29 protein-coding genes are annotated in these 21879 nt (G+C 46.3%); 8 read left to right on the plus strand and 21 right to left on the minus strand.

Annotated features, from left to right (window positions below):
- Window positions 1-32 precede the first annotated feature (32 nt).
- The 3 genes from QUE61_RS08805 to pth all read left to right on the plus strand — a co-directional run bounded on the left by QUE61_RS08805 (window position 33) and on the right by pth (window position 2431).
- Window positions 33-986: a ribose-phosphate pyrophosphokinase gene (locus tag QUE61_RS08805; RefSeq protein ID WP_286306853.1), complete on the plus strand. Its 954-nt coding sequence runs from the start codon at window positions 33-35 to the stop codon at window positions 984-986.
- Between the two features lie 104 nt (window positions 987-1090).
- Window positions 1091-1741: a 50S ribosomal protein L25/general stress protein Ctc gene (locus QUE61_RS08810; protein ID WP_286306854.1), complete on the plus strand. Its 651-nt coding sequence runs from the start codon at window positions 1091-1093 to the stop codon at window positions 1739-1741.
- Between the two features lie 99 nt (window positions 1742-1840).
- A complete protein-coding gene (gene pth, locus QUE61_RS08815; protein ID WP_286306855.1) occupies window positions 1841-2431 on the plus strand; it encodes an aminoacyl-tRNA hydrolase in 591 nt (196 codons plus the stop codon).
- Window positions 2432-2436: 5 nt separating this feature from the next.
- Here the strand turns inward: pth and QUE61_RS08820 are convergent, their stop codons facing one another.
- Genes QUE61_RS08820 through QUE61_RS08840 form a run of 5 tightly spaced genes read right to left on the minus strand, consistent with a single transcriptional unit; the run spans window position 2437 to window position 6617 of the window.
- On the minus strand, window positions 2437-2697 hold the full coding sequence (locus QUE61_RS08820; RefSeq protein WP_286306856.1) for a YfhL family 4Fe-4S dicluster ferredoxin: 261 nt from the start codon (window positions 2695-2697) through the stop codon (window positions 2437-2439).
- Between the two features lie 32 nt (window positions 2698-2729).
- On the minus strand, window positions 2730-3221 hold the full coding sequence (gene coaD / locus QUE61_RS08825) for a pantetheine-phosphate adenylyltransferase (protein ID WP_286306857.1): 492 nt from the start codon (window positions 3219-3221) through the stop codon (window positions 2730-2732).
- A gap of 34 nt (window positions 3222-3255) precedes the next feature.
- Complete coding sequence (gene rsmD, locus QUE61_RS08830) at window positions 3256-3846, minus strand: 16S rRNA (guanine(966)-N(2))-methyltransferase RsmD (protein WP_286306858.1); 591 nt, start codon at window positions 3844-3846, stop codon at window positions 3256-3258.
- Window positions 3847-5187: a M16 family metallopeptidase gene (locus tag QUE61_RS08835; protein ID WP_286306859.1), complete on the minus strand. Its 1341-nt coding sequence runs from the start codon at window positions 5185-5187 to the stop codon at window positions 3847-3849.
- A gap of 11 nt (window positions 5188-5198) precedes the next feature.
- Entirely contained in the window at window positions 5199-6617 is a 1419-nt protein-coding gene (locus QUE61_RS08840; protein WP_286306860.1) for a M16 family metallopeptidase, read from the minus strand.
- A 58-nt stretch (window positions 6618-6675) separates the two neighbouring features.
- Between QUE61_RS08840 and ftsY the strand changes: the two genes are divergently transcribed.
- Both ftsY and rpoH read left to right on the plus strand, forming a co-directional pair.
- Window positions 6676-7581: a signal recognition particle-docking protein FtsY gene (gene ftsY / locus QUE61_RS08845; protein WP_286306861.1), complete on the plus strand. Its 906-nt coding sequence runs from the start codon at window positions 6676-6678 to the stop codon at window positions 7579-7581.
- Window positions 7582-7698: 117 nt separating this feature from the next.
- Window positions 7699-8604, plus strand: coding sequence for an RNA polymerase sigma factor RpoH (gene rpoH, locus QUE61_RS08850; protein ID WP_458574714.1), 906 nt, complete (start codon window positions 7699-7701; stop codon window positions 8602-8604).
- Between the two features lie 3 nt (window positions 8605-8607).
- On the opposite strand, the gene QUE61_RS08855 is transcribed toward rpoH, so the two are convergent.
- The 5 genes from QUE61_RS08855 to QUE61_RS08875 are packed head-to-tail and all read right to left on the minus strand — an operon-like array spanning window position 8608 to window position 12569.
- Window positions 8608-9180 carry an SCO family protein gene (locus QUE61_RS08855; RefSeq protein ID WP_286306862.1) on the minus strand — a complete coding sequence of 191 codons (573 nt, stop codon included), beginning with the start codon at window positions 9178-9180 and terminating at the stop codon, window positions 8608-8610.
- A 3-nt stretch (window positions 9181-9183) separates the two neighbouring features.
- Entirely contained in the window at window positions 9184-10068 is an 885-nt protein-coding gene (gene cyoE, locus QUE61_RS08860) for a heme o synthase (RefSeq protein ID WP_108509144.1), read from the minus strand.
- The gene (locus QUE61_RS08865) at window positions 10065-11189 is read right to left on the minus strand and encodes a COX15/CtaA family protein (protein WP_286306863.1); all 1125 of its coding nucleotides are present in this window, start codon (window positions 11187-11189) and stop codon (window positions 10065-10067) included. Before QUE61_RS08865 ends, cyoE begins: the two co-directional genes overlap by 4 nt.
- Window positions 11186-11839, minus strand: a complete 654-nt coding sequence (locus tag QUE61_RS08870; RefSeq protein WP_286306864.1) for a hypothetical protein — start codon at window positions 11837-11839, stop codon at window positions 11186-11188. Before QUE61_RS08870 ends, QUE61_RS08865 begins: the two co-directional genes overlap by 4 nt.
- Window positions 11840-11852: 13 nt before the next feature.
- Window positions 11853-12569: an SURF1 family protein gene (locus tag QUE61_RS08875; protein ID WP_286306865.1), complete on the minus strand. Its 717-nt coding sequence runs from the start codon at window positions 12567-12569 to the stop codon at window positions 11853-11855.
- Between the two features lie 66 nt (window positions 12570-12635).
- On the opposite strand from QUE61_RS08875, the gene QUE61_RS08880 reads away from it, so the two are divergent.
- Window positions 12636-12845: a twin transmembrane helix small protein gene (locus tag QUE61_RS08880; RefSeq protein ID WP_108509147.1), complete on the plus strand. Its 210-nt coding sequence runs from the start codon at window positions 12636-12638 to the stop codon at window positions 12843-12845.
- A gap of 29 nt (window positions 12846-12874) precedes the next feature.
- On the opposite strand, the gene QUE61_RS08885 is transcribed toward QUE61_RS08880, so the two are convergent.
- The 7 genes from QUE61_RS08885 to QUE61_RS08915 form a co-directional block, all read right to left on the minus strand.
- Window positions 12875-13729, minus strand: coding sequence for a cytochrome c oxidase subunit 3 (locus QUE61_RS08885; RefSeq protein WP_286306866.1), 855 nt, complete (start codon window positions 13727-13729; stop codon window positions 12875-12877).
- Window positions 13730-13750: 21 nt separating this feature from the next.
- Window positions 13751-13945 carry a DUF2970 domain-containing protein gene (locus QUE61_RS08890; protein ID WP_286306867.1) on the minus strand — a complete coding sequence of 65 codons (195 nt, stop codon included), beginning with the start codon at window positions 13943-13945 and terminating at the stop codon, window positions 13751-13753.
- On the minus strand, window positions 13942-14538 hold the full coding sequence (locus QUE61_RS08895) for a cytochrome c oxidase assembly protein (protein WP_286306868.1): 597 nt from the start codon (window positions 14536-14538) through the stop codon (window positions 13942-13944). Before QUE61_RS08895 ends, QUE61_RS08890 begins: the two co-directional genes overlap by 4 nt.
- Window positions 14539-14542: 4 nt before the next feature.
- Entirely contained in the window at window positions 14543-14590 is a 48-nt protein-coding gene (locus QUE61_RS08900; RefSeq protein ID WP_286308349.1) for a hypothetical protein, read from the minus strand.
- A 77-nt stretch (window positions 14591-14667) separates the two neighbouring features.
- The gene (ctaD, locus tag QUE61_RS08905) at window positions 14668-16260 is read right to left on the minus strand and encodes a cytochrome c oxidase subunit I (RefSeq protein ID WP_286306869.1); all 1593 of its coding nucleotides are present in this window, start codon (window positions 16258-16260) and stop codon (window positions 14668-14670) included.
- Between the two features lie 40 nt (window positions 16261-16300).
- Window positions 16301-17374: a cytochrome c oxidase subunit II gene (gene coxB, locus QUE61_RS08910; protein WP_458574739.1), complete on the minus strand. Its 1074-nt coding sequence runs from the start codon at window positions 17372-17374 to the stop codon at window positions 16301-16303.
- 267 nt (window positions 17375-17641) lie between these two features.
- Window positions 17642-18403 (minus strand): methyltransferase domain-containing protein, encoded by a 762-nt coding sequence (locus QUE61_RS08915; protein ID WP_286306871.1) that lies wholly within the window; start codon window positions 18401-18403, stop codon window positions 17642-17644.
- Window positions 18404-18427: 24 nt separating this feature from the next.
- On the opposite strand from QUE61_RS08915, the gene QUE61_RS08920 reads away from it, so the two are divergent.
- Both QUE61_RS08920 and trmL read left to right on the plus strand, forming a co-directional pair.
- Window positions 18428-19153, plus strand: a complete 726-nt coding sequence (locus QUE61_RS08920; RefSeq protein ID WP_286306872.1) for a ComF family protein — start codon at window positions 18428-18430, stop codon at window positions 19151-19153.
- An 18-nt stretch (window positions 19154-19171) separates the two neighbouring features.
- Entirely contained in the window at window positions 19172-19642 is a 471-nt protein-coding gene (gene trmL / locus QUE61_RS08925) for a tRNA (uridine(34)/cytosine(34)/5-carboxymethylaminomethyluridine(34)-2'-O)-methyltransferase TrmL (protein ID WP_286306873.1), read from the plus strand.
- Here the strand turns inward: trmL and QUE61_RS08930 are convergent.
- From QUE61_RS08930 to QUE61_RS08945, 4 genes are read right to left on the minus strand one after another with little or no spacing between them, the layout of a single operon-like run.
- On the minus strand, window positions 19639-20649 hold the full coding sequence (locus QUE61_RS08930) for an NAD(P)H-dependent glycerol-3-phosphate dehydrogenase (protein WP_286306874.1): 1011 nt from the start codon (window positions 20647-20649) through the stop codon (window positions 19639-19641). The genes trmL and QUE61_RS08930 overlap by 4 nt on opposite strands.
- Entirely contained in the window at window positions 20649-21164 is a 516-nt protein-coding gene (gene secB, locus QUE61_RS08935; protein WP_286306875.1) for a protein-export chaperone SecB, read from the minus strand. Before secB ends, QUE61_RS08930 begins: the two co-directional genes overlap by 1 nt.
- A gap of 27 nt (window positions 21165-21191) precedes the next feature.
- On the minus strand, window positions 21192-21446 hold the full coding sequence (gene grxC / locus QUE61_RS08940; protein WP_286306876.1) for a glutaredoxin 3: 255 nt from the start codon (window positions 21444-21446) through the stop codon (window positions 21192-21194).
- Between the two features lie 10 nt (window positions 21447-21456).
- Window positions 21457-21873, minus strand: coding sequence for a rhodanese-like domain-containing protein (locus tag QUE61_RS08945; protein WP_286306877.1), 417 nt, complete (start codon window positions 21871-21873; stop codon window positions 21457-21459).
- Window positions 21874-21879: the final 6 nt, after the last annotated feature.

The following is a 21879-nucleotide window of genomic DNA, read 5'->3' on the forward strand; positions in this document are numbered from 1 at the left end:
GTTATGATGGATAACCAACACTAGCCAAGACCATGAACTCTGACGCGCTCACTATTTTCACTGGCAATGCCAATCCCGCACTTGCAGAGGCCGTTGCTAGCCAAATGCAGTTGCAGCTAGGAAAGGCCTTCGTTGGCCGTTTTTCTGATGGTGAAATCCAGGTTGAAATCCAGGAAAACGTTCGCGGTAAGAATGTTGTCGTAATCCAGTCGACCTGTGATCCCACCAATGACAATCTAATGGAACTGATGATCATGATTGATGCCCTCAAAAGGGCATCAGCCAACCGGATTACTGCGGTCATCCCTTACTTTGGTTACGCCCGTCAAGACCGCCGTCCCCGTTCTGCACGGGTTGCGATTTCTGCCAGAATTGTCGCCAATATGCTGCAATCCGTTGCTGGCGTAGAGCGTGTTCTCACGATGGACTTACATGCAGACCAGATCCAAGGATTTTTTGATATCCCGGTCGACAATATCTATGCCTCCCCCGTCCTTTTAGGGGACCTAAGGGCAAAAAACCAGCCTGACCTGACCGTGGTATCCCCTGACATTGGCGGCGTGGTGCGCGCCAGGGCATTTGCCAAACAATTAAGCTGTGATCTAGCCATTATTGATAAACGCAGACCAAAGCCCAATGTGTCTGAGGTGATGCATTTAATTGGTGAGGTAGAAAACCGCCACTGCGTCATTATGGACGACATTATTGATACGGGCGGCACCCTTTGTAAGGCGGCGGAGGTTCTTAAAGAACGGGGCGCTAAAAGCGTGACAGCCTACTGCACCCACCCGGTTCTATCCGGGGGCGCAGCCGCTCGCATTGCAGGATCTGAAATTGATGAGTTAGTGGTTACTGACACGATTCCATTGAAACAGGATACAAAATCAGTCAATAAAATCAGGCAGTTAAGTGTTGCTCCGCTCCTTGCGGAAACGATTTTACGCATCACCAAAGGCGACTCAGTCATGTCGCTTTTTGCTGAATAGCTTCCTAAGCAACTGATTTCTCCTGAATTTTTACTCTTTCAAGCTATAATTTAAGGCTTTCCGTTTGGTCGCGGACGGAAATTAACCCTTAATTTGGAGTCATCATGAAAGTTGTTGCATTTGAACGAAGCGTACAGGGCACTGGTGCGAGCCGCCGCCTGCGCAATTCTGGGAAAACCCCCGGAATTATCTATGGCGGAAAGCAAGAATCTCCCTGCGCAATCGAGTTAGACCATAACGCTTTATTCCACGCCTTGCGGAAAGAAGCTTTCCATTCATCCATTTTGGATATCGAGTTAAACGGTAAATCACAAAAAGCCTTATTGCGTGATTATCAGATGCATCCTTTTAAACCATTGGTTTTGCACATTGATTTCCAACGTGTATCCGCCAGTGAGAAAATTCATATGCGCGTTCCTCTGCACTTCAAGGGTGCTGAAGAATCAGAAGCGGTCAAGTTTGGTGGGGCTGTTGTTAGCCATATTGCCAATGAAATCGAAATCACTTGCTTGCCAGGTGATCTTCCAGAGTTCTTGGAAGTGGATCTGAGCAAAATCGTGGTCGGCCAGTCAATTCATGCCAAAGATGTTGCGCTACCCAAAGGTGTTAGCCTCGTTCTTCATATCGAGCAAGAAAACCCTGTGATCGCAAATGCTCGCGTTCCTGCGGTTAAGGCAGAACCAGAACCAGGCGCTGAAGCTGCTCCAGCTACTGAGGCCGCTGCACCAGCTGCTGATAAAGAAGTGAAGAGCTAAATCGTTTCGCTCTCGTAGAAACCCGCTTTATGCGGGTTTTTTATTGCCCCGTTGAAGTCGTTTATAGTTGGACTACCTAGCCTCAACCTACTGAAAAAAATGATTCGCTTAATTGTTGGACTCGGAAATCCTGGATCAAAGCATGAGGCTGACCGGCATAATGCAGGGTTTTGGTTTGTTGACCGTCTGGCCGCTCAACATAAACAATTTCTTCAGCCTGAGAAGCGATTTAATGGTCGAATCGCAAAAATCCAAATTAAAGGTCATGATATTTACCTATTGGAACCTGACACCTTTATGAATCTCAGCGGAGAGGCTGTAGGTCCCCTATGCCGCTTTCATAAGATCGGGGCGAGTGAAGTGCTGGTAGCTCATGACGAACTAGACCTCAAAGCCGGCACGGCTCGTCTTAAAAAGGGCGGTGGTAATGGGGGCCACAATGGCCTAAAGGACATCCAACAGCATTTATCAAGCCCCCAATTTTGGCGGCTGCGTTTTGGGATTGGTCACCCACGCGATCTACCCGGCAATCTAGCGAGAATGGATGTTGCCGACTATGTTCTAAAAAAACCAAGCTCGGAAGAACAAGAGAAATTAGATGCGGCCATCACGAAAGCAATTAGCATTTTGCCCCTGGTTCTTGAGGGCAATACACAAGATGCTATGCAAATCCTGCACGGCCCGAATTAAATCATTTAATTAGCTTGCTTGAGAGCACTCAAGACTTTGTATTTTTCGAGCAACTGCTCTTGGGTTTCAGAATAATTAGGATTAAGCGGAATACAATCAACCGGGCATACTTGACGGCATTGAGGAGCATCAAAATGCCCCACGCACTCGGTACATTTATTGGGATCGATTTCATAGATCTCAATCCCCATATAAATCGCATCATTTGGGCATTCTGGCTCACAGACATCACAGTTGATGCACTCGTCTGTAATCATTAATGCCATATTGATATCCCCAAAAGAATGGTCAGAATAGCCTAAGTCGATTTAATTTGGGCATTCCTCTTTTGTAACCATTTTTCCACTGAGGGAAAAACAAACTTACTCACATCGCCACCCATGAGTGCAATTTCACGGACAAAGGTACCAGAAATAAATTGATATTGATCCGATGGGGTCAAAAATAAAGTCTCCACATCTGGCAGTAAGTAGCGATTCATACCGGCCATCTGAAACTCATACTCAAAATCCGATACGGCACGCAAACCACGCACAATCACTCGGGCAGAATGCTCTCGAGCAAAGTCTTTCAATAGTCCAGAAAATCCCGCTATTTCAACATTCGAATAGTGACCCAACACCTCTTTAGCGATTTCAATCCGTTCCTCAAGTGTAAAAATAGGACGCTTATTTTTACTATCAGCCACCCCAACAATCAGCTTAGTGAAAATACTCGAGGCGCGGCGAACTAAATCTTCATGCCCACGGGTAAATGGGTCAAAGGTTCCTGGATAGACAGCAATGGTCATAAAGACCCCCTTATTTATGTGAATAAACAGGAGTTTAGCTCGAACTTCGGCGAAACAATACGGCTTTTACTTGGGCCGTTTCCATTGATTTAATAGGAGTCCAATTGGGTAATAAGCCCTCCAATTTAGTGAGATCAAAGGCATTGGGGCATTCAATATAAATTCCGCCCCGCCCTTGATCGTGACACACTCGACCAGCCTCATGTACCGCACGAATGAGTAACTCGGGTTGACTAAATGGGGGATCTAAAAAAATCAACTGGACCGATTGATCAATAGCGTCTTGTAAATACGCAATGCCATCCCCATGAAGGATTTTCACTTCCCCACAAATTGGATAAGAATTCAGGAGCTGATACTGCCTCAAGAGCTGGTTATAGGTTCGTTTATCGTTTTCAATCAATACCACCGCATCAACTGAGCGAGAGGCGGCCTCAAAACCAAGAGCCCCAGAACCAGCAAACACATCAATTGCCTTTAGGCCGCTAAGGTCTGGGCCTAACCAATTAAAAAGCGTCTCACGAACCCGATCAGAACTGGGGCGCAAATCCTGTTGATCTAAAACCTGAATCTGCCGGCTACGCCACACACCGCCAATAATCCGAATTCGATGGCTCAGTGCCAATTAGGGAGTACCCCCAACGAGAACACTGATCATTCTGCGCATATCTAAGTGTCGTTTAAACGCATTACGCACATCATCCTTTTTGACCGCTGCGACTTGTTGTGTCCAAATATCGAGGGTGTTGAGTGGTAACTGATTCCAAGTAATTGCTGAAAGGTTATCAAGTAGTTTGCGGTTACTATCGAGTCGCAATGGAAAGCCATTGATTAAGTTTGCTTTTGCAGCCGCTAATTCTGCATCGCTTGGACCATCTTCAATAAAACGCGCAATCGTCTCATGCAGAACATTCAACGCTTGATCTGCTTGATCATTTCGGGTTTGCAAGCCCGCCTCAAACGTTCCGGTATCGCGCCCCGGCTGAAAGTAACTGAATACGCTATATGCAAATCCACGCTTGTCCCGAACCTCACCAACCAAGCGAGATACAAAACCGCCACCGCCCAATACATAGTTTCCGACGAGTAACGGGAAATAGTCAGGATTATCTCGAGCAATCGCGGTCATACCCATTGCAATATGGGTTTGCTGTGTTTGAAATGGAATTCGGATCAAACGCTTGGATTCAGGCTCTATCGGAGAGCGCTCCAAAGGTGGTAATGCAGGAATTACTGGTCCCTTAGAGGGTAATACTGTAATAATTTGTTCGGCGATTTGCTTTGCTCTGGCTGGATCGACATTACCTACAATGTTCACAATGACTCGGTCTTGGCAATAGAAATCCTGATGAAATCGCTTTAGGTCACCCTCTTTGATAGTCGCAATCGATTCAATACTAGGGGATCGTGCTAACGGATAACTTCCGAATACCTCTTGACGAAACCGTTTTTGCAGAACGACTTCTGGCTTCGTATCGCCCTCCTGAATCGCGGCACTAACGCGCTGCTTCTCCCGTATCAAAATCGATGGATCAAAGATAGGTTTCGATACGCTAGCTACTAGAAGTTGCAGGAGTGGATCAAAAATATCGGGTTTACTCAGTGACCGAGCACGCACGATGGCTCTCTCACCTGAAGCAGAGGCACTAATACTAGCTCCCAATTCAGCAATTGCATCTGCCTGTTGGGCCTCATTCAAAATGCCGCCCTGCCACTGAATGCCGCGGGTTAGCATCGCAGCGGTCAACGACGCTAAACCGCTTTGATCTTTTGGATCAAAGCGACTACCAGCATCAATGCTAATTTCAATATCGACCATTGGTATGGCATTCGTTTGAATCAAATAAGCTTTTGTGCCATTACTTAAGGGAATCGCTTGGATTGGCAATACTGCATGAGCCGAAACCACAAATAATGTTGTTATTAAGACGATTAGTCCTTTAAAAACATGATGAATATGGTGCATTGTGTTCCCTTTTAATGGCGCAAACTACCTGATATTCCGCGCGGCTTCGCCAGCATTGAAGGTGGCTGGGGATTCAAGGTGACGATGGTTAAACCATCGTTGACCAAATAGGTCTTGACGGCTCGTTGGATTTGATCCGATTGAATTAACTGGATTCGCTCAATCATCTGATCCAAATCTCGCCAAGAGACATCGGCCATCTCTGAACTACCAATTTCCATAGCCTGAGCAAAAATGGAATCGCGTTTGTATATTTGTGAAGCGAGCAATTGCGCCTTAATACGCTTTAACTCAGATTCAGTAACCCCTTGATTGGCAATATCTCTCAAGGTCTGGACAATGCCCTTTTCAAGATCCTGCACGGTTTGACCTTTGGCCGCTGTTGCACCGATCACAAAAAGCTCTGGCCCACGGCTAATTAATTCATAAGTTGCTCCGGCGCTATTCGCAACTCGTTGATTGCGAACCAGTTCTCGATTTAACCGTGAGTTATCGTGCCCACTTAAGACGGCAGATAATACAAGTAATGCGTAAGGATCCACTTCATCCATTTTTTTGGGATCCAGTTTGGGAACTTTCCATGCCATCATGATTTGTGGACTCTCAGCAGGAGCCTTCAACGTAGCGCGCTTCTCCCCTTTTTGCTCAGGTTCGAGCTGAGGTTTGCGCTCAGGTAATTTTTTTGCTGGTATGGGTCCATAATACTTTTCTACTAATGCTTTCACCGCCAGTGGATTAACATCGCCCGCCACCACAACCACAGCATTATTCGGTGCATACCAATCGCGATACCACTGCCGCGCATCGACAGGCTGCATATTTTGCAAGTCGTTCATCCAGCCAATAATGGGATGACGATACGGAGAGCTAATAAATGCCGTTGCCATGAGCAACTCACGCATCAAACTCGCTGGATTATCTTCCGTACGTAAGCGTCGCTCTTCCATTACCACCTGAAGCTCTCGCCCAAACTCCTCATCAGAGAATTGGAGATTAGCCATTCGATCGGCTTCAAGCCGCATCACTTCTGCCAGCTTTGATTTCTCAATCTGCTGAAAATACCCAGTGAAATCGCGTGCGGTAAAGGCGTTCTCACGTCCGCCTACAGCAGCCACCATCCGCGAGAACTCCCCTGATTTGACCGTTTTAGTTCCCTTAAACATCATATGTTCAAGCACATGGGCAACGCCGGTTTTTCCATTGACCTCATCCATGGATCCGGCGCGATACCACACCATATGAACAACCGTCGGTGCACGATGATCCTCACGCACAATCAGGCGTAAGCCATTCTTGAGTTGATACTCATGGGTATCTGACGCAGAAGCAAAAGCATTCCCCGAGACGAGTAAACAGAGAGTAGTCAAAGTTATCAATACCTGCTTCATGGCTCTCGATATTGGATTGATAAACTGAAATTTCGCTATCATGAATGGTTTGGATGTATGGATTGTCTAGTTAAGATCATTCTTTTGGATTGTATCGACAATGTTTGGTTTACGTAAAACACTTAGCTCACTCTTTACTCGTCACCGAGTGGATGAAGCCTGGTTTGAGCATTTAGAGGAGTCACTCATTAAAGCCGATGTTGGAGTTTCGACATCGACCGCTCTAATGACTAGTCTACGCAAATCGGCCAAACAGCATTCCATTACAAATTCTGAGGATTTAAAGGCAGTTCTGGTTGATGAGCTCAGCCATCTTTTAGGTGACCTAGAGCCCACTGAAAACCCCTTAAACCCAAGCGCCGCGCATGCCAAGCCTGAAGTATGGCTGATTGTAGGGGTTAATGGTGCTGGCAAAACCACATCGATCGGAAAACTATGTCATCACTTTCAGGCTCAAGGAAAATCAGTGCTCCTCGCTGCTGGGGATACATTCCGAGCAGCAGCGCGTAATCAGCTCAAAGAGTGGGGTGAGCGCAATCAAGTACAAGTGCTAAGCCAAGAGAGCGGCGATGCAGGTGCGATTGCACATGATGCAATCCAGGCCGCCCTATCACGGCAGGTTGATGTTGTACTAATTGATACGGCTGGTCGACTCGCCACTCAAGCGAATCTGATGGAGGAGTTAAAAAAGGTAAAGCGGGTGATTTCTAAGCTGATCCCCGATGCTCCCCATCAAATTGTGTTGGTCCTCGATGGCAATACGGGTCAAAATGGAATTTCCCAAGTTTTGGCCTTTCGAAACGCGATTGGCCTCCACGGCCTTATCATCACCAAATTGGATGGCACCGCCAAAGGCGGGGTAGTTTGTGCGCTAGGTAAAGAGTTGCAAAACCCCTCCCAAACACAGGGCCCAAAAACCTATGTCTATGCCCTTGGCAAAGGTGAGCAGTTGGGTGATTTGGAGTTATTTTCAGCCAAAGCCTATGCTCAAGAGCTTGTAGAATAGCTATATAAATCAATATGTTATAGTTTATTAGACGCATTAGCACTCTCTTGACAAGAGTGCTAAAATGATTCAATCTAAACTCAAATTAATCTATCAACGATGACTTTGAACACCATCATGAATACACGAAAAACGGGCTCTTCTAGCATCGCTCTCGCAATGCCAGCTCTACCAGCCCTTGGAGTCGGTACGATTGATGCCTATTTGGCACACATTAATCGCTTACCGATGTTAAGTGCTGCTCAGGAATATACCTTGGCGCAAGAATATCGCCGCTCCGAAAATTTAGATGCTGCACGACAACTGGTTTTATCGCATTTACGACTGGTTGCGTCGGTCGCTCGTCAATACTTGGGCTATGGCATTCCGCATGCGGACCTCATTCAGGAAGGCAATATTGGTCTGATGAAGGCAGTGAAGCGCTATGACCCCAACCAAGGGGTACGACTTGTTTCGTATGCCATTCACTGGATCAAAGCGGAGATCCATGAGTACATCTTAAAGAACTGGCGTCTGGTCAAAGTAGCAACGACTAAAGCGCAACGCAAACTTTTTTTCAATCTGCGCAGCAATAAACTTTCTGCAAATGCGTTGAGCAATGATGAGATTGAGTCATTGGCAAAAGCACTTGATGTTCGAGGCGCTGATGTAAAAGAAATGGAAATTCGTCTTGCGGGAGGCGATATCTCAATCGAGGGTGATAGCCAAGATGAAGAAAGCTTTGCACCAATCCATTGGCTAACCGATGAGAGCCAAGAGCCAACTGCCGTCATTGAGCAAAACGAATCCTACTCCTTGCATGGTCCAAAACTCATGCAAGCACTGCATACCTTAGATGAGCGAAGTCGTGCGATTGTTGAAAGCCGTTGGTTAGCAGTCAATGCAGAAGGTCAAGGTGGCAAGACTTTGCATGATCTTGCCAAGGAATTGGGGATCTCTGCTGAACGGGTGCGTCAAATAGAGGTCGCTGCCTTTAAAAAGTTACGCGCGCTCTTAAAAGATGAAAGTACAACACTTCATTAAGACTCATTGAAGTAACACTTTTAGGTCATGCGCAATCGGCTCAGCGCCCTGTCCATGCTTGATATAGAGGCGTAAATTACCATTGGGATCAAAGACGTAGCTCCCAGCTGTGTGATCCATCGTATAGTTTTTGGGGTTACTGCCAGGAACCTTGTTGTAATACACCTTAAAATCTTTGGCAACCTTAGCAAGCGCCTCATCGTTGGCTGGTCGCAAACCTATAAATCGTGGATCAAATGCAGGGGGGTATTGCGCCATGAGCTCTGCGGTATCTCGGTGCGGATCGACTGTAATAAAAATAACTTGTACCCGATCGGATAGGGGGCCTAAGGTTTTCATGACTTCTTGCATTTCAATCAATGTCGAAGGACAAACATCTGGGCAGTGGGTATAGCCAAAGAAAATTAATACAGCCTTACCTTTGAAATCAGCCATCGTTTTCACCTGACCACTGGGATCCAAAAGTTCAAAATTAGAGCCAAACGATTTACTGCCGGTAATGTCAACATTTTTAAAGCTGGGTTTTGAACAAGCTACCAACAAAAACATGGCGAATAAAAGAGCTAGTTTTTTCATGGGTTATAAGTAATGATCGATCAAAATGGCAGCAAACAATAGAGCTAAATAACTAATAGAGTACTTAAATGTCTTACGAGCCAACTGATCGCTGTAGTCTTGATAGAGGCGGATTGCATACATCACAAAAATACCACTAAGAATCAGGGCGCAAACTAAATAAAATAAGCCACTCATTCCATAGACATAAGGGAGAATCGAGGCCGCTAATAAGATGAGCGTATAGAGCAAGATATTGAGTAAAGTAAATCGCTCACCATGCGTCACGGGCAACATTGGTAAGCCCGCCTGAACATAATCTTCGCGTCGATAGAGTGCCAATGCCCAAAAATGCGGTGGGGTCCACACAAAAATGATGAGCACCAATAACCATGCTTCTGCTGACAATTGATTGGTAACGGCCACCCAACCCAACGCGGGTGGCATAGCACCAGAAAGCCCGCCAATCACAATATTTTGAGGGGTTGCTGGCTTTAAGAACCAGGTATAAATGACGGCGTAGCCAACAAATGTTGCAAAGGTAAGCCACATCGTGAGGGGATTGGTGTAAATCCACAGTACTGCCATCCCCGCGGCCCCCAAAATGCAAGAGAAAATGATAATTTGCCAAGGAGTAATCTCGCCCGTTGCCGAGGGGCGCCATGCGGTTCGACGCATTTTGGCATCAACTGCCTGCTCAATCAGACAGTTCACTGCAAAGGCTGCACCCGCTAACAACCAAATGCCGATCGATCCACCAATTAATATCGACCAGGGAACCATCCCAGGGGTCGCTAAAAACATGCCAATAATGGCGCAAAATACCGCGAGCTGAGTCACTCTTGGCTTAGTTAGTACCCAGTACTGTCTCCAGCGAGGCATGGGGGGGCGAACAAAATCAGTGCTCATGCAATCCCTCGCTGGTGCGGATTACCGGATAAAAAATAGTTATTACTCCACGCACTTAAACGCACCAAGCAAAATAAAATAGCTGCCGCACCACCGGTATGCATTAAGGCAGCTACTAATGGCCATTGAAAGACCACATTGGATATGCCAGTTGCGATTTGTAATGCAAGCAATGCAATAATCGCTTTCCCCCAAAACTGAACTTTTGGCTCCGGATATCGAATGACTTTTATAGCAACGAAGAGCAAAACAGCAGAGGCAAAAATAGCGCCAACACGATGGGTCCAGTGGATTGTGACTAATGCTGCCATCGGGATCATCTCACCGGATTTAGCCTCACCTAAATCGCGCCATAAGAAAAATGCATTTTGCCAATCCATATTGGGATACCAAACACCCATACAAGTTGGAAAATCAGGACAAGCCAACACAGCATAGTTAGTACTAACCCACGCACCTAGAAAAATTTGAGCAAAGAGCGCAACAATAGCGATTAATACAAGGCCACCAGATAAGCTTGAAATCGTCTTGGAGTCACTTGAATAGCGAGCATCATTACGTTGTGCGAACCAGACCATGCTGGCAAATAAGATCAATGCCAAGATGAGATGCATACTAACAATAATTGGTTGCAGCTTAAGGGTCACGGTCCAGGCTCCAAATGCGCCTTGTAAACAAACTAAGACCAGTAAAAACAAACTGCCTTTAATAGCTAAGGAGCGGCCTGCGCTTGGCTGATTAAATGCCATGATGACTTGAATAATGATTAAAGACCCAACGCTCATCGCCAAGTAACGATGAATCATTTCAACCCACGCCTTAAAAACCGTCACCGGACCTGTGGGCATTGCAGCTTCTGCCGCCCGAATTTCCTCAATGGCGCGAAAGGGGTTGGATGTGCCATAGCAACCTGGCCAATCAGGACAACCGAGACCAGAATCGCTCAAGCGCGTAAATGCGCCGAATAAAATCAGATCAAAGGTCAAAAATACGATGGTCCAATTGAGCTTTTGAAATAGCCCCATTCCTTTTTTAAAATAAAGGAAGGTCAACGGTAAGCCAGCGATCAGGAGGGCGATTCCGGCAAGCTCTAAAACCATTAGAGCCATTTCAGACATCATATCTTCTCACCCTTGCGATTTAACTTAAGGAGACGCTCAATATCTTTATGAATCTTCACAAAGTCACTCGAGCTAGTTTTATCGGGAAAGACCATCATTTTCTCGCCACTCGGATCAATCAGAGCAATTCCTTGGCCTAAATTTTGAGTATTTAACCAAGCCTGCCAAGCCGCTTCATTTTTTGGATCAGGAGCAGGAATAATGTAAAACCCAGCATTCTCTTGATCATAGGCTTTCTGAATATCCTCCTCAACGGAGCCACGATCATTGACAACCCATACTAATTGCAAACGATTTTTGTTTTTACCAAGTGCTAAGCGAACCTGACGCATCAGATATAAAACCTCAACACATGCATCATTGCCTTTTTTGCACTCGCTTGCTGGTCTTGCAACCATCAGGGTCCACTTGCCATTAAATGGAATTTCAAACCAACTGGGATTAATTGGCTGTGGCGGCACAATCAGGGTGCCGTAATTGGTCTTTCCACCCTCAGGCTTAAAAACGTAATAGGCCAAATACGATGCGATAACTGGGGCGGCGCACGCCAGCAACACCAATATCATTTGAATCCGGCCACGACGCGTTCGGGCATCCATTGCCTTCTTGTCAAGCTGACTCGCCGGAATTAATAAATCTTGATCACTCACCGCTGTCTAACCCCTATGAACTTGATTTACCTTGATTGCGATATCGCATAAAGCCAGTTGTGAACCAAAATGCTAGCGCGGCCGCACCTAAAGAAAACCATTGGAAAGCATAAGCATAATGGCGATCGACGCCTGTCGTTGCTACAGGCCAAATTCGGGATAATCCATCACCCTCATCCGGGTCATTTTGACGAATAATGAAGGGCAATTGAGGATATGCAATTCGGCCTGCTTCATAGGTTAAATCTAAATTTTGCTGAATCCGGGGTGAAAGTTGACTATTTGGTTGATTGCCAAGTTCTAGCACCTTTCCAGGGCCCGATAATGCAACGCCCTCAATAATTAGGCTCCCCTCTGGTGTTGTAATGCTTGGCAATATCAATCGATCTTGATTATTTCTGGGGGCCCACCCTCGGTTAACCCAAACAACACGCTTTTCCTGACCCTCGAGTAACAGTGGCATCAGCACATAAAACCCTGATTGGGTCTGTCCAGTTTGGGGCTTTAGGCTGGGACGATTGTCGAGCCAAATGACCTCATTGAGTAAAAAGCGGCCGCGCGCTCGCACCGGCCTAAATTCAGTCTCTGAAAGAGTCCAATTTTTGGCATTCAGATCAAGCTGCTCTCGAGAGGCCATGGCACTGATTTGATTAGCAAGGATTATTTTCTGTTCTGCGCGACCCAATTGCCAACGACCCGCCAAAATACCTATTGCTAGAACGACCAGCATCCCAATGGTTGCAACTCTTCGCTCTACAATAAGAACTCGAAATAAACTCAAAGGTTTGGTACCAATATGAAATGGCTAATTGTTTTAATTCTGTTGGTCATCATTGCTAGCTTAGGATCAGCGCTGTATTTCATGATGAAAGACAAGGGCAATAGCTCCAGGATGGTTCACTCGCTGATGCTCAGAATTGGTTTATCGATCGCACTATTCATTGGGATTTGGATTGCCCATTACTTTGGACTCATTGAGTCCACCGGCCTGAAAGTGCCTCAATAGGCGGCAACAAGTGCTGCCGCCTATCGCCATTACATCCAGTAAATGACGATATAAAGCCCTAGCCAGACGACGTCAACGAAGTGCCAATACCATGCGGCACCTTCAAAACCAAAATGATTCTCGGCGGTGAAATCGCCACGAATTAAACGGCGCAAGATAATCGCTAACATCAAGCCGCCCAAGAATACGTGGAATCCATGAAAACCGGTCAACATAAAAAAGGTGGAGCCGTAAATTCCAGAGGTGAGCTTCAGGTTCAAGTCGCTATAAGCATGGATGTATTCGTAAGCCTGAAAACCTAAGAAAATAAGACCCAAAGAAACAGTGGCAAACAAACCATAAATGGCATGCTGACGATTTCCCTCGCGTAAGGCATGATGCGCCCAAGTTACCGTAACACCTGAGCTCAGCAGCAGTAAAGTATTGATGGTTGGAATTGGCCAAGGGCCAATGGTGCTAAATTTTTGAACAAGATCCGCTGGGCCAAGAGTCGGCCATGCTGCTACAAAATCAGGCCACAAGAGTTTGTTGTCAACATCACCAAGCCAAGGCACTGTAATACTTCGAGCGTAGAACAGGGCAGCAAAGAATGCGGCAAAGAACATGATCTCGGAAAAGATGAACCAGCTCATCGACCAGCGATAAGACACGTCGACGTTCACACCGTTCTTGCCGGTATTGGACTCCGAGATTGCAGTGCCAAACCAACCGTAAAGCACAAACAGCACATAAATAACTGCTGCTAGGACCAACGGCCCTCCCCATGAGAGGCCATTCACCCAGGCTGACATGCCACTACCAAAGCCAAGCAGTCCAATGCTAGCGAGGACGGGGTATTTTGAGGGGCCTGGAACAAAATAGTACGGTGTGGAGTTTGATGACATCGCGCTCTTTCTAACTAAAAATTAATTGGTTACTACTAAATTCACAATCAACAAAAGGATCGCCATAAATAGTACGGCGCCCAATACACCAGCAATAATGATGTGCACAAAACTCAAGCTTGCAACATCATTTTGTAATCCTGCTTTATTACGAATTCCCAAGAACGCCCATAAAACTGCGCGCATTGAGCGAAAAAAGTTAGGCTTTTTATTCATGAGGACGCTTTCTTCTTGGGCTCTTTGCTATTCGCAACAGGTTTTGGTATACCGGTCTCAAAAAAGGTATATGACAGGGTAATTGTTTTAACGTCTTTAGGAAGATTGGGGTCAACAATAAATACCACTGGCATTTGCCGAATCTGATGTGGGGTTAGGGCTTGCTCTTGAAAACAAAAGCATTCGATCTTCGTAAAAAACTCTGTTGCGGTCTTTGGGGCATAACTGGGAATCGCCTGAGCAGCGACTGGACGATCCAAGGTATTAACTACCTCATAGACAATCTCATGCATCTCGCCTGGATGAACTTCAAGAAAATTCTTAACTGGCTTAAAAGCAAAAGGGCCACGACTATTGGAGTCAAATTCAATCGTGATGGTTCGACTGTAATCAACCTGGCTATTGCCGGGCTTACTTGCTCCATAAGCGCGCACACCATAATTATTTTTGCTGGTGACAACATTAATGCCAGTTACTTCACAAAGGGCTTTGTATAGAGGTACTAAGGCGTAACCAAAACCAAACATCAATACAGCAAGGAAAAGAAGCTTTAGTAGGATTTGCTTATTAAGAGCGCCTAGATTGTTTGCCATCTGACTAACCTAAAATCCAATACTTCAATACGATGCCCAAGAAAAAAGTCAACGCAATCGATAGCAAGACCGCCGCAAGGCGGCGGTTGCTCATCAAAGGGTTTGATCGCTCGGTCACGTAAGGTGCCATTAGCTAATCTTGGGAGGCTGCTCAAATGTGTGGAATGGCGCAGGAGATGGAACCGTCCACTCCAAGGTATTGGCAGTCTCCCATGGATTGTCTGGAGCTTTCTTGCCATGACCACGGTATGCTGGCAACACAACATACAACAAGAAATAAACTTGCATTAAGCCAAAGCCCAGACCACCGATTGAAGCAATCAAATTGAAATCAGCGAACTGGGTTGGATAATCTGCATAGCGACGTGGCATACCAGCTAAGCCCAAAAAGTGCATTGGGAAGAAGGTAAGGTTAAAGAAGAACATCGAACCCCAGAAATGAACCTTGCCCCGGAACTCATCGGCCATACGACCTGTCCACTTTGGACACCAGTAATAAAAGCCTGCAAACATTGCGAAGAGCGAACCTGCTACCAGCACATAGTGGAAATGGGCAACGACGTAGTAGGTATCTTGTAGGCCAATATCAATTGGAGCCATAGCTAGAACGAGTCCCGTAAAGCCACCAATCGTGAACACAAAGATGAATCCAATCGCCCATAGCATCGGGGTTTCAAAGGTCATTGACCCTTTCCACATCGTCGCAACCCAATTAAAAATCTTCACTCCAGTTGGAACTGCAATCAACATCGTGGCATACATAAAGAAGAGCTGACCAGTCACCGGCATACCGGTGGTAAACATGTGATGGGCCCAAACAATGAATGACAAGATTGCGATAGATGATGTGGCATAAACCATCGAGGCATAGCCAAATAAACGCTTTCTAGCAAAAACAGGAACTACCTCACTAATAATGCCAAACGCGGGCAAGATCATGATGTAAACCTCTGGGTGACCGAAGAACCAGAAGATATGCTGGTACATCACAGGGTCGCCACCGCCAGCTGCAGAGAAGAAGCTGGTTCCAAAATGACGGTCAGTGAGAACCATGGTGATCGCACCAGCTAGTACAGGCATCACAGCAATTAATAAATAGGCCGTAATCAACCAGGTCCAGCAGAACATTGGCATCTTCATGAGTGTCATGCCAGGTGCGCGCATATTCAAAATGGTCACGATGATATTAATCGAACCCATAATGGATGAGGCGCCTAACAAGTGAAGTGCAAAGATGGCCATATCCATCCCTGGTCCCATTTGCAAGGTCAACGGTGCATACAAGGTCCAGCCGCCAGAGGGCGCGCCACCCGGTGCTAAAAATGAACCGAACAACAGCAATGCAGCGACTGGCAGAATCCAAAAACTGAAGTTGTTCATACGGGCGAACGCCATATCAGACGCACCAATTTGCAATGGGATCATCCAATTTGCAAAACCCACGAAGGCCGGCATGATGGCACCGAATACCATCACCAAACCATGCATAGTCGTTAGCTGATTAAAGAACTCGGGGCGCAAATATTGTAATCCGGGCTGAAAAAGCTCCAAACGAATACCAAGCGCCATAACGCCGCCAGCCAAGAGGCTCACGAAGGCGAAGATCAAATACATCGTGCCGATGTCTTTGTGGTTGGTTGCAAACAACCAGCGACGCCAGCCATGCGGATGATCGTGTACATGATCGTGTGCGTGATCGTGGGTTGTGGATATGGTGCTCATAATTTGCTCCGGTTTAATTCAATTCGTTATATAGGTTCAGTTATTTTCCAGTACGAACAGATGCAAACTCTTGAGTTTGTACTACTTCACCTGTCTTGTTACCCCATGCATTGCGGTAATAGGTCATCACGGCTGCCAAATCACCATCGGATAGAACACCGCCCCATTTGGGCATGGCACCCTTGCCATTAATCAAAATTGTGAAATTACCTGCCTTTGGACCAAGTGCAACCTTGCTGCCATCCAATGCAGGGAAGGCGCCTGCGCCCTTGCCGTTCGGTTGGTGGCATGCAGCGCAATTGGTAGCGTAAACCTTCGCACCACGATCCATTTGCTCTGCCAAGGTGTAGACCTTGCTCGGATCATCTGCGGTTGCAGCCATTTCTTTTTTCTTTTGTGCAACCCATTTGGTGTAATCCTCTTCTGAAACGACTCTAACCACGATGGGCATAAATGCGTGCTGCGCACCACAAAGCTCTGAACACTGTCCGCGGAAGGTGCCAATTTTTTCAGCTCTAAACCAGGTATCACGCACAAAACCAGGAATTGCGTCTTGCTTTACACCAAAGGCCGGAACGGTCCATGCGTGAATCACATCATTGGCTGTTGTAATAAGACGAATTTTTTTATTCACTGGTACAACCATCTCATGATCGACTTCCATCAGATAGGTTGGGCTCTTGGGTGCGAGATTGTTAATCGCTTCGCGTGAAGTCGACATAGTTGAAAGAAAGCTAATGCCTTCGCCTTCGCCCTTAATGTAGTCATAGCCCCATTTCCACTGATATCCAGTGGTTTTAATGGTGATATCGGCATTGGTGGTGTCCTTCATCGCGACCACTGTTTTGGTGGCAGGCAGTGCCATGCCAATCACAATGAGGAGTGGGATGACGGTCCAAATGATTTCTACTGATGTGCTTTCATGAAAAGATGCGGGCTGAGCACCTTTGGATTTGCGATGCTTGTAAATGGAATAGAACATCACGGAGAAAACGCCAATAAAGATCACCAAGCAAATGATCATCATGAACCAATGCAACCAATGAATCTCTTCCATAATTTTGGTTGCGGGGGCTGGGAAATTGAGTTGATTTACTTTGGGACCGCCCGGCATATCTTGCGCTGCAACAGCAAAACTCCAGATTCCAAAACCAAACGCAAACCAAATTTTTATCAGCAATTTACGAATATTCATTTTTTTCTCAAATTTATTAGCAGCGTTCCCAGAAAACGACGGCCGCTTTTCTACCCACTAATCAATAATTAGACACTGAATTATAGGATGATTTGCTTGACAGAAGTCATTTTGTGATTTCCTTTGGGGCAAACCCTATATGTAGATAATTAAATGTAAGTACTTACTTATAAAATAGCTCCGCAACTATTTACGTTTAATTGCGTCTACGCGAATATATGCCGTTTTACTATCCCCGATACCGCGATTTTTAGCTAAAACCCACGCATGCCCATAAACGATTTCCAGGGTTAGTTTTAGGGCAGCAGGGACTTTAAACTGATGAAATTGCGTTCCAGCAGAAATGAGCCCAAGGGCCAAACCATCGTCGTAAAGCGCCTGCCCGGTTTCATACTCCAGATAAAGATATTCCATATCCATGACCGGGTCCGAATAGCGGTTTTGAACTAAGGCATCCCCAATATCATGCATATCGAGGGCTCCCGGTAGTGCTTGTAAGTGCCCGCCCTCTAAATTAGCATTTCGGAGTTCCTTGCCCGTATCAGGACCCAAATAGGCAAAGGAAATTAAACCGCCTTCAGTCAAGTGTTGGTGACAATTTGCTAACCAGGCTCCTGGATTACTGCGACTTTGCAACGATAAATTACTAAGGATTAAGTCATACGATGCGTCGGCTGGAATCCCCTGATCTAATAATTGGCCTGAATTTGGTAAGACACGACCAAGCGTCTGTTGAAGTTTGATCCTCAATGGAATAGTTCTATAAATTTGACGATCAAGGATAGTGTCAATTTGCGCACCAGGAAAACGCTTAATGAATGCCCTACGATTTAGTCCAGAGAAATCGGGTTCGAGCAAAATTTGTTTTGGTGATAGCTTGATGGGTGCTAGCTTATCAAGCATTCGCTCTTGAATTTCTGCTCGAAGCCATGAAAGAGAAGTGGTCATCGAATCAGTATACTCAGCGCCCCAATGAGCTGGCTTCGCACTGCAACCCAATATTTAATTCCGACACTCTGCATGGTGTGCGAGCAAGTACAAGCTGAAATTGTATGTTTTCCATGTCGCGATCGCATTGCTCATAACCGCCTGCAATTTGGTCCATCGTGCCTGATTTGTGCGCTACCGATCAGGCCACATCAATCACTTTGTTTTCAGTGTGAACGGGCAAAGCCAGCCTTTGATCGAGTGATTTATCTCGACCTCTATCAGGAGCCATTGCGTCACCCGCTTCACCTTTTAAAGTACCAAAAAAGGCTAGCATGCGCTAGCGGCTTTGCCTTTTTGTGGAATGAATTTCATCACCATACTCTCAAGACATGCGATGCGGATGTTTTAATTCCAGTACCACTTAGTCCTACAAAATTAGCAGCTCGCGGCTTTAACCAAGCATGGGAAATCGCGAAACGGTTTGATCTTCCAAAATCCGTCAGACGCATTCCAAACCTAATCGTTTGCCACGCGACACATACTGCTCAGGCAAGCCTTAATCGTGCTGAGCGAACCATATCGATGCAAGGCCGTTTTGAATTGAAAGGAGATGCGGCTCCCAAGATTCGAGACCAACACATCCTCATTGTGGATGATGTGATGACCACTGGCTCAACCATCCATTCTTTAGCAGCGGCCCTCAAGCAGTCTGGAGCAAAGCGGGTAAGCGCATGGACCATATTACGTACACCCCCTTGGGGATCTTAGGTGCAATATGATGCTGCTATGTTTAATGTCGTTTTATTTGAACCTGAAATCCCTCCCAATACTGGGAATATCATCCGTTTATGCGCCAATACCGGTGCAAAGTTGCATCTCATCAAGCCACTTGGCTTTCCTCTTGAGCACGCCAAATTAAAGCGGGCGGGCCTGGACTACCATGAGTTTGCCAATCTCAAACTGTATGAGAACTGGTCCGATTTTCTAATAACTACACAGGCTGATCTGCGGCGTGTCTTTGCTCTAACGACCAAAGGCCAGCGCTCGTTACTGGATACGAAGTTTCACTCAAATGATTACTTTGTATTTGGATCGGAGACAAAAGGAATTAGTGATGAGGTACGCGCGAGCATTTCTCGTGAGAATCATCTGCGGCTGGCAATGCTTGCCAATAGTCGTAGCTTAAATCTTTCAAACTCAGTGGCAGTCGTGGTTTATGAAGCGTGGCGCCAACACCAATTTCAGGGCGGTGCTTAAGTTTCCGATTTGGGCTCGCGCCCCATTAAGGTCCGAACACCTTCTTCGGGACTCAGTTGACCATTGAGTACGTGACTAACCGTTGCACAAATTGGCATCTCGACCTGATGCTGTTTAGCCAAATCACTCACGGCTTGCGCACACAAGACACCCTCAGCCACATGACCAAGCGCGGCTAACACCCGGTCCAAAGGCTCTCCAGCAGCAAGCGACAAACCTACGCGACGGTTGCGCGATAAATCACCAGTTGCGGTCAAAATAAGATCACCCAAGCCAGTGAGCCCCATGCAGGTCTCACTCTTACCGCCCACTGCTTTAACCAAGCGCATCATTTCGGCTAAGCCACGCGTTAATAAGGCAGCGCGAGCATTCATGCCCAATCCCAAACCATCACCAATTCCGGTGGCAATCGCTAATACATTTTTCACTGCACCACCAAGCTCGACCCCAACCAGATCATCGCTTGCATACACCCGAATATTTCCATGATGAAATGCAGTTTGTACCCGCTGACAAAATTCAGGTGTAGTGCTTGCAACCGTCAAAGCGCAAGGCAGGCCCTCGCCAACTTCACGTGCAAAGCTTGGGCCTGATAAAACACCAACTGCATGCGCATGAGAGGCGAATCGTTCTTGTTCGCGCTTGACGACCTGGTGAGGAAGTAGGGCAGTTTTAGGCTCTAGCCCTTTGCAAAGCCACAAAATATTAAATGGGTGTTGTGCCGTTTTAAACACATCGGCTACCGTACTTGCCAAACCAGCCATTGGGGTTGCAATAACTAATATGTCATCAGCCCCCAATCGGCTCACGGCTTTCTCAAAATCCGACTCAATCAATAATGAATTTGGTAGGGCAACAGCCGGTAAATACTGCTTATTTTCTTGGTCCCTACGCATGGCGTCAGCGGCATTTGGGTTGCGCGCCCACAGGTAAACCAGATGGTGACTAGCAGCGGATATAGCAATGGCTGTACCCCATGCTCCTGCCCCTAGGACCGATATATTCATTAGTTGGGCAAAATAATCTTGCTCTCTGCGTCACCATTACCGGCTTGGGCTCCTTGAGCTGCCTGAGCCTGAGCCAAACGATGCTCATACATGCCATGAAAATTGATATCGGCAAGATGAATGGGCTGAAAGCCGGCACGGCTAATAATGTCAGCAACGTTCGAACGCAAATAGGGAAAGATGATGCTTGGGCAGGTGATACCAAGCATGGGATCAATTTGCTCAATGGGGATATTTTTAAACTCGAAAATACCGGCTTGCTTGGCCTCGACCAAGAACATGACCTTGCCTTCAACGCGGGCGGTGACTGTACTCAAGAGGGCAACCTCAAACAACTCATCGCTTAAGCGATCAACTGCAATATCCAATTCCACCTGAATCTGTGGCTCACTAGCAACCAATAAAATACCAGGAGCATTAGGTTGTTCGAGTGATAAATCTTTTAAATAAACACGTTGGATGACAAACGAAGGTTCATTTGAACCCGTTGCTGAATTCGTTGCAACATCACTCATACAAGCTCTCTTTCCAATTTGAAACGGTTAGGCTAAAAGCGGATCAAGACCGCCTGCACGATCTAATGCTGCTAGATCATCGTAACCGCCAATATGACGATCACCGATATAAATTTGTGGAACGGTCCTGCGACCCGTGCGAGTCATCATTTCTTCTCGCCTTGCCGGATCGACATCAATCAAAATCTTTTGCAAATTCTGAACACCCTTCTTTTGCAAAAGTTTTTCTGCCATGACACAGTACGGACAAACACGAGTGCTATACATCAAAACGTCTGGCATGGCTTCCCCATTACGATTTAACAAGTGGCAATCCAGAAGTTTGCCAAGCACCGATACCGCCCTCTAAGACGCCCACTTCGGCATACCCAAGATTGCGAAGCTCTTTAGCTGCTTTCTGAGAATGAGCAGGGCCTCGACCAATCACTACAACAGGATATTTTTGGTCGATTTTCATGGTTTTTAGGCTGGCGCCCAGGCTCTCCAGAGCGATATTTTTGGCATTTGGTAAATGGCCCAATTTAAAATCTTCTTCGGTTCGCAAATCGATCACATTGGCCTTGCGACGGTTGATCCAAATGGTTGCATCGGTTGGGGTTAAGCCCTTGCCACTCATTAGGGTTGATAATGTTGGCATGAATAAAGCCGTGCCCGAAATGATCATTAAGGCGGCCAATACGAGGTTGTCGGTTTGAGCTAAGAAGTCCATTGTCAG

Origin of the sequence: Polynucleobacter sp. HIN5, from assembly GCF_030297555.1 — a bacterium.
GTDB lineage: Bacteria > Pseudomonadota > Gammaproteobacteria > Burkholderiales > Burkholderiaceae > Polynucleobacter.

Excerpts from the sequence above, each read along its gene's own strand:
- QUE61_RS08805 (WP_286306853.1), top strand. The coding sequence starts at position 33 with ATGAACTCTGACGCGCTCACTATTTTCACTGGCAATGCCAATCCCGCA.
- QUE61_RS08810 (WP_286306854.1), top strand. The coding sequence starts at position 1,091 with ATGAAAGTTGTTGCATTTGAACGAAGCGTACAGGGCACTGGTGCGAGC.
- pth (WP_286306855.1), top strand. The coding sequence starts at position 1,841 with ATGATTCGCTTAATTGTTGGACTCGGAAATCCTGGATCAAAGCATGAG.
- QUE61_RS08820 (WP_286306856.1), bottom strand. The coding sequence starts at position 2,697 with ATGGCATTAATGATTACAGACGAGTGCATCAACTGTGATGTCTGTGAG.
- coaD (WP_286306857.1), bottom strand. The coding sequence starts at position 3,221 with ATGACCATTGCTGTCTATCCAGGAACCTTTGACCCATTTACCCGTGGG.
- QUE61_RS08835 (WP_286306859.1), bottom strand. The coding sequence starts at position 5,187 with ATGCACCATATTCATCATGTTTTTAAAGGACTAATCGTCTTAATAACA.
- QUE61_RS08840 (WP_286306860.1), bottom strand. The coding sequence starts at position 6,617 with ATGATAGCGAAATTTCAGTTTATCAATCCAATATCGAGAGCCATGAAG.
- ftsY (WP_286306861.1), top strand. The coding sequence starts at position 6,676 with ATGTTTGGTTTACGTAAAACACTTAGCTCACTCTTTACTCGTCACCGA.
- rpoH (WP_458574714.1), top strand. The coding sequence starts at position 7,699 with ATGAATACACGAAAAACGGGCTCTTCTAGCATCGCTCTCGCAATGCCA.
- QUE61_RS08855 (WP_286306862.1), bottom strand. The coding sequence starts at position 9,180 with ATGAAAAAACTAGCTCTTTTATTCGCCATGTTTTTGTTGGTAGCTTGT.
- cyoE (WP_108509144.1), bottom strand. The coding sequence starts at position 10,068 with ATGAGCACTGATTTTGTTCGCCCCCCCATGCCTCGCTGGAGACAGTAC.
- QUE61_RS08865 (WP_286306863.1), bottom strand. The coding sequence starts at position 11,189 with ATGATGTCTGAAATGGCTCTAATGGTTTTAGAGCTTGCCGGAATCGCC.
- QUE61_RS08875 (WP_286306865.1), bottom strand. The coding sequence starts at position 12,569 with ATGCTGGTCGTTCTAGCAATAGGTATTTTGGCGGGTCGTTGGCAATTG.
- QUE61_RS08880 (WP_108509147.1), top strand. The coding sequence starts at position 12,636 with ATGAAATGGCTAATTGTTTTAATTCTGTTGGTCATCATTGCTAGCTTA.
- QUE61_RS08885 (WP_286306866.1), bottom strand. The coding sequence starts at position 13,729 with ATGTCATCAAACTCCACACCGTACTATTTTGTTCCAGGCCCCTCAAAA.
- QUE61_RS08890 (WP_286306867.1), bottom strand. The coding sequence starts at position 13,945 with ATGAATAAAAAGCCTAACTTTTTTCGCTCAATGCGCGCAGTTTTATGG.
- QUE61_RS08895 (WP_286306868.1), bottom strand. The coding sequence starts at position 14,538 with ATGGCAAACAATCTAGGCGCTCTTAATAAGCAAATCCTACTAAAGCTT.
- ctaD (WP_286306869.1), bottom strand. The coding sequence starts at position 16,260 with ATGAGCACCATATCCACAACCCACGATCACGCACACGATCATGTACAC.
- coxB (WP_458574739.1), bottom strand. The coding sequence starts at position 17,374 with ATGCCGGGCGGTCCCAAAGTAAATCAACTCAATTTCCCAGCCCCCGCA.
- QUE61_RS08915 (WP_286306871.1), bottom strand. The coding sequence starts at position 18,403 with ATGACCACTTCTCTTTCATGGCTTCGAGCAGAAATTCAAGAGCGAATG.
- QUE61_RS08920 (WP_286306872.1), top strand. The coding sequence starts at position 18,428 with ATGAGCTGGCTTCGCACTGCAACCCAATATTTAATTCCGACACTCTGC.
- trmL (WP_286306873.1), top strand. The coding sequence starts at position 19,172 with ATGTTTAATGTCGTTTTATTTGAACCTGAAATCCCTCCCAATACTGGG.
- QUE61_RS08930 (WP_286306874.1), bottom strand. The coding sequence starts at position 20,649 with ATGAATATATCGGTCCTAGGGGCAGGAGCATGGGGTACAGCCATTGCT.
- secB (WP_286306875.1), bottom strand. The coding sequence starts at position 21,164 with ATGAGTGATGTTGCAACGAATTCAGCAACGGGTTCAAATGAACCTTCG.
- grxC (WP_286306876.1), bottom strand. The coding sequence starts at position 21,446 with ATGCCAGACGTTTTGATGTATAGCACTCGTGTTTGTCCGTACTGTGTC.
- QUE61_RS08945 (WP_286306877.1), bottom strand. The coding sequence starts at position 21,873 with ATGGACTTCTTAGCTCAAACCGACAACCTCGTATTGGCCGCCTTAATG.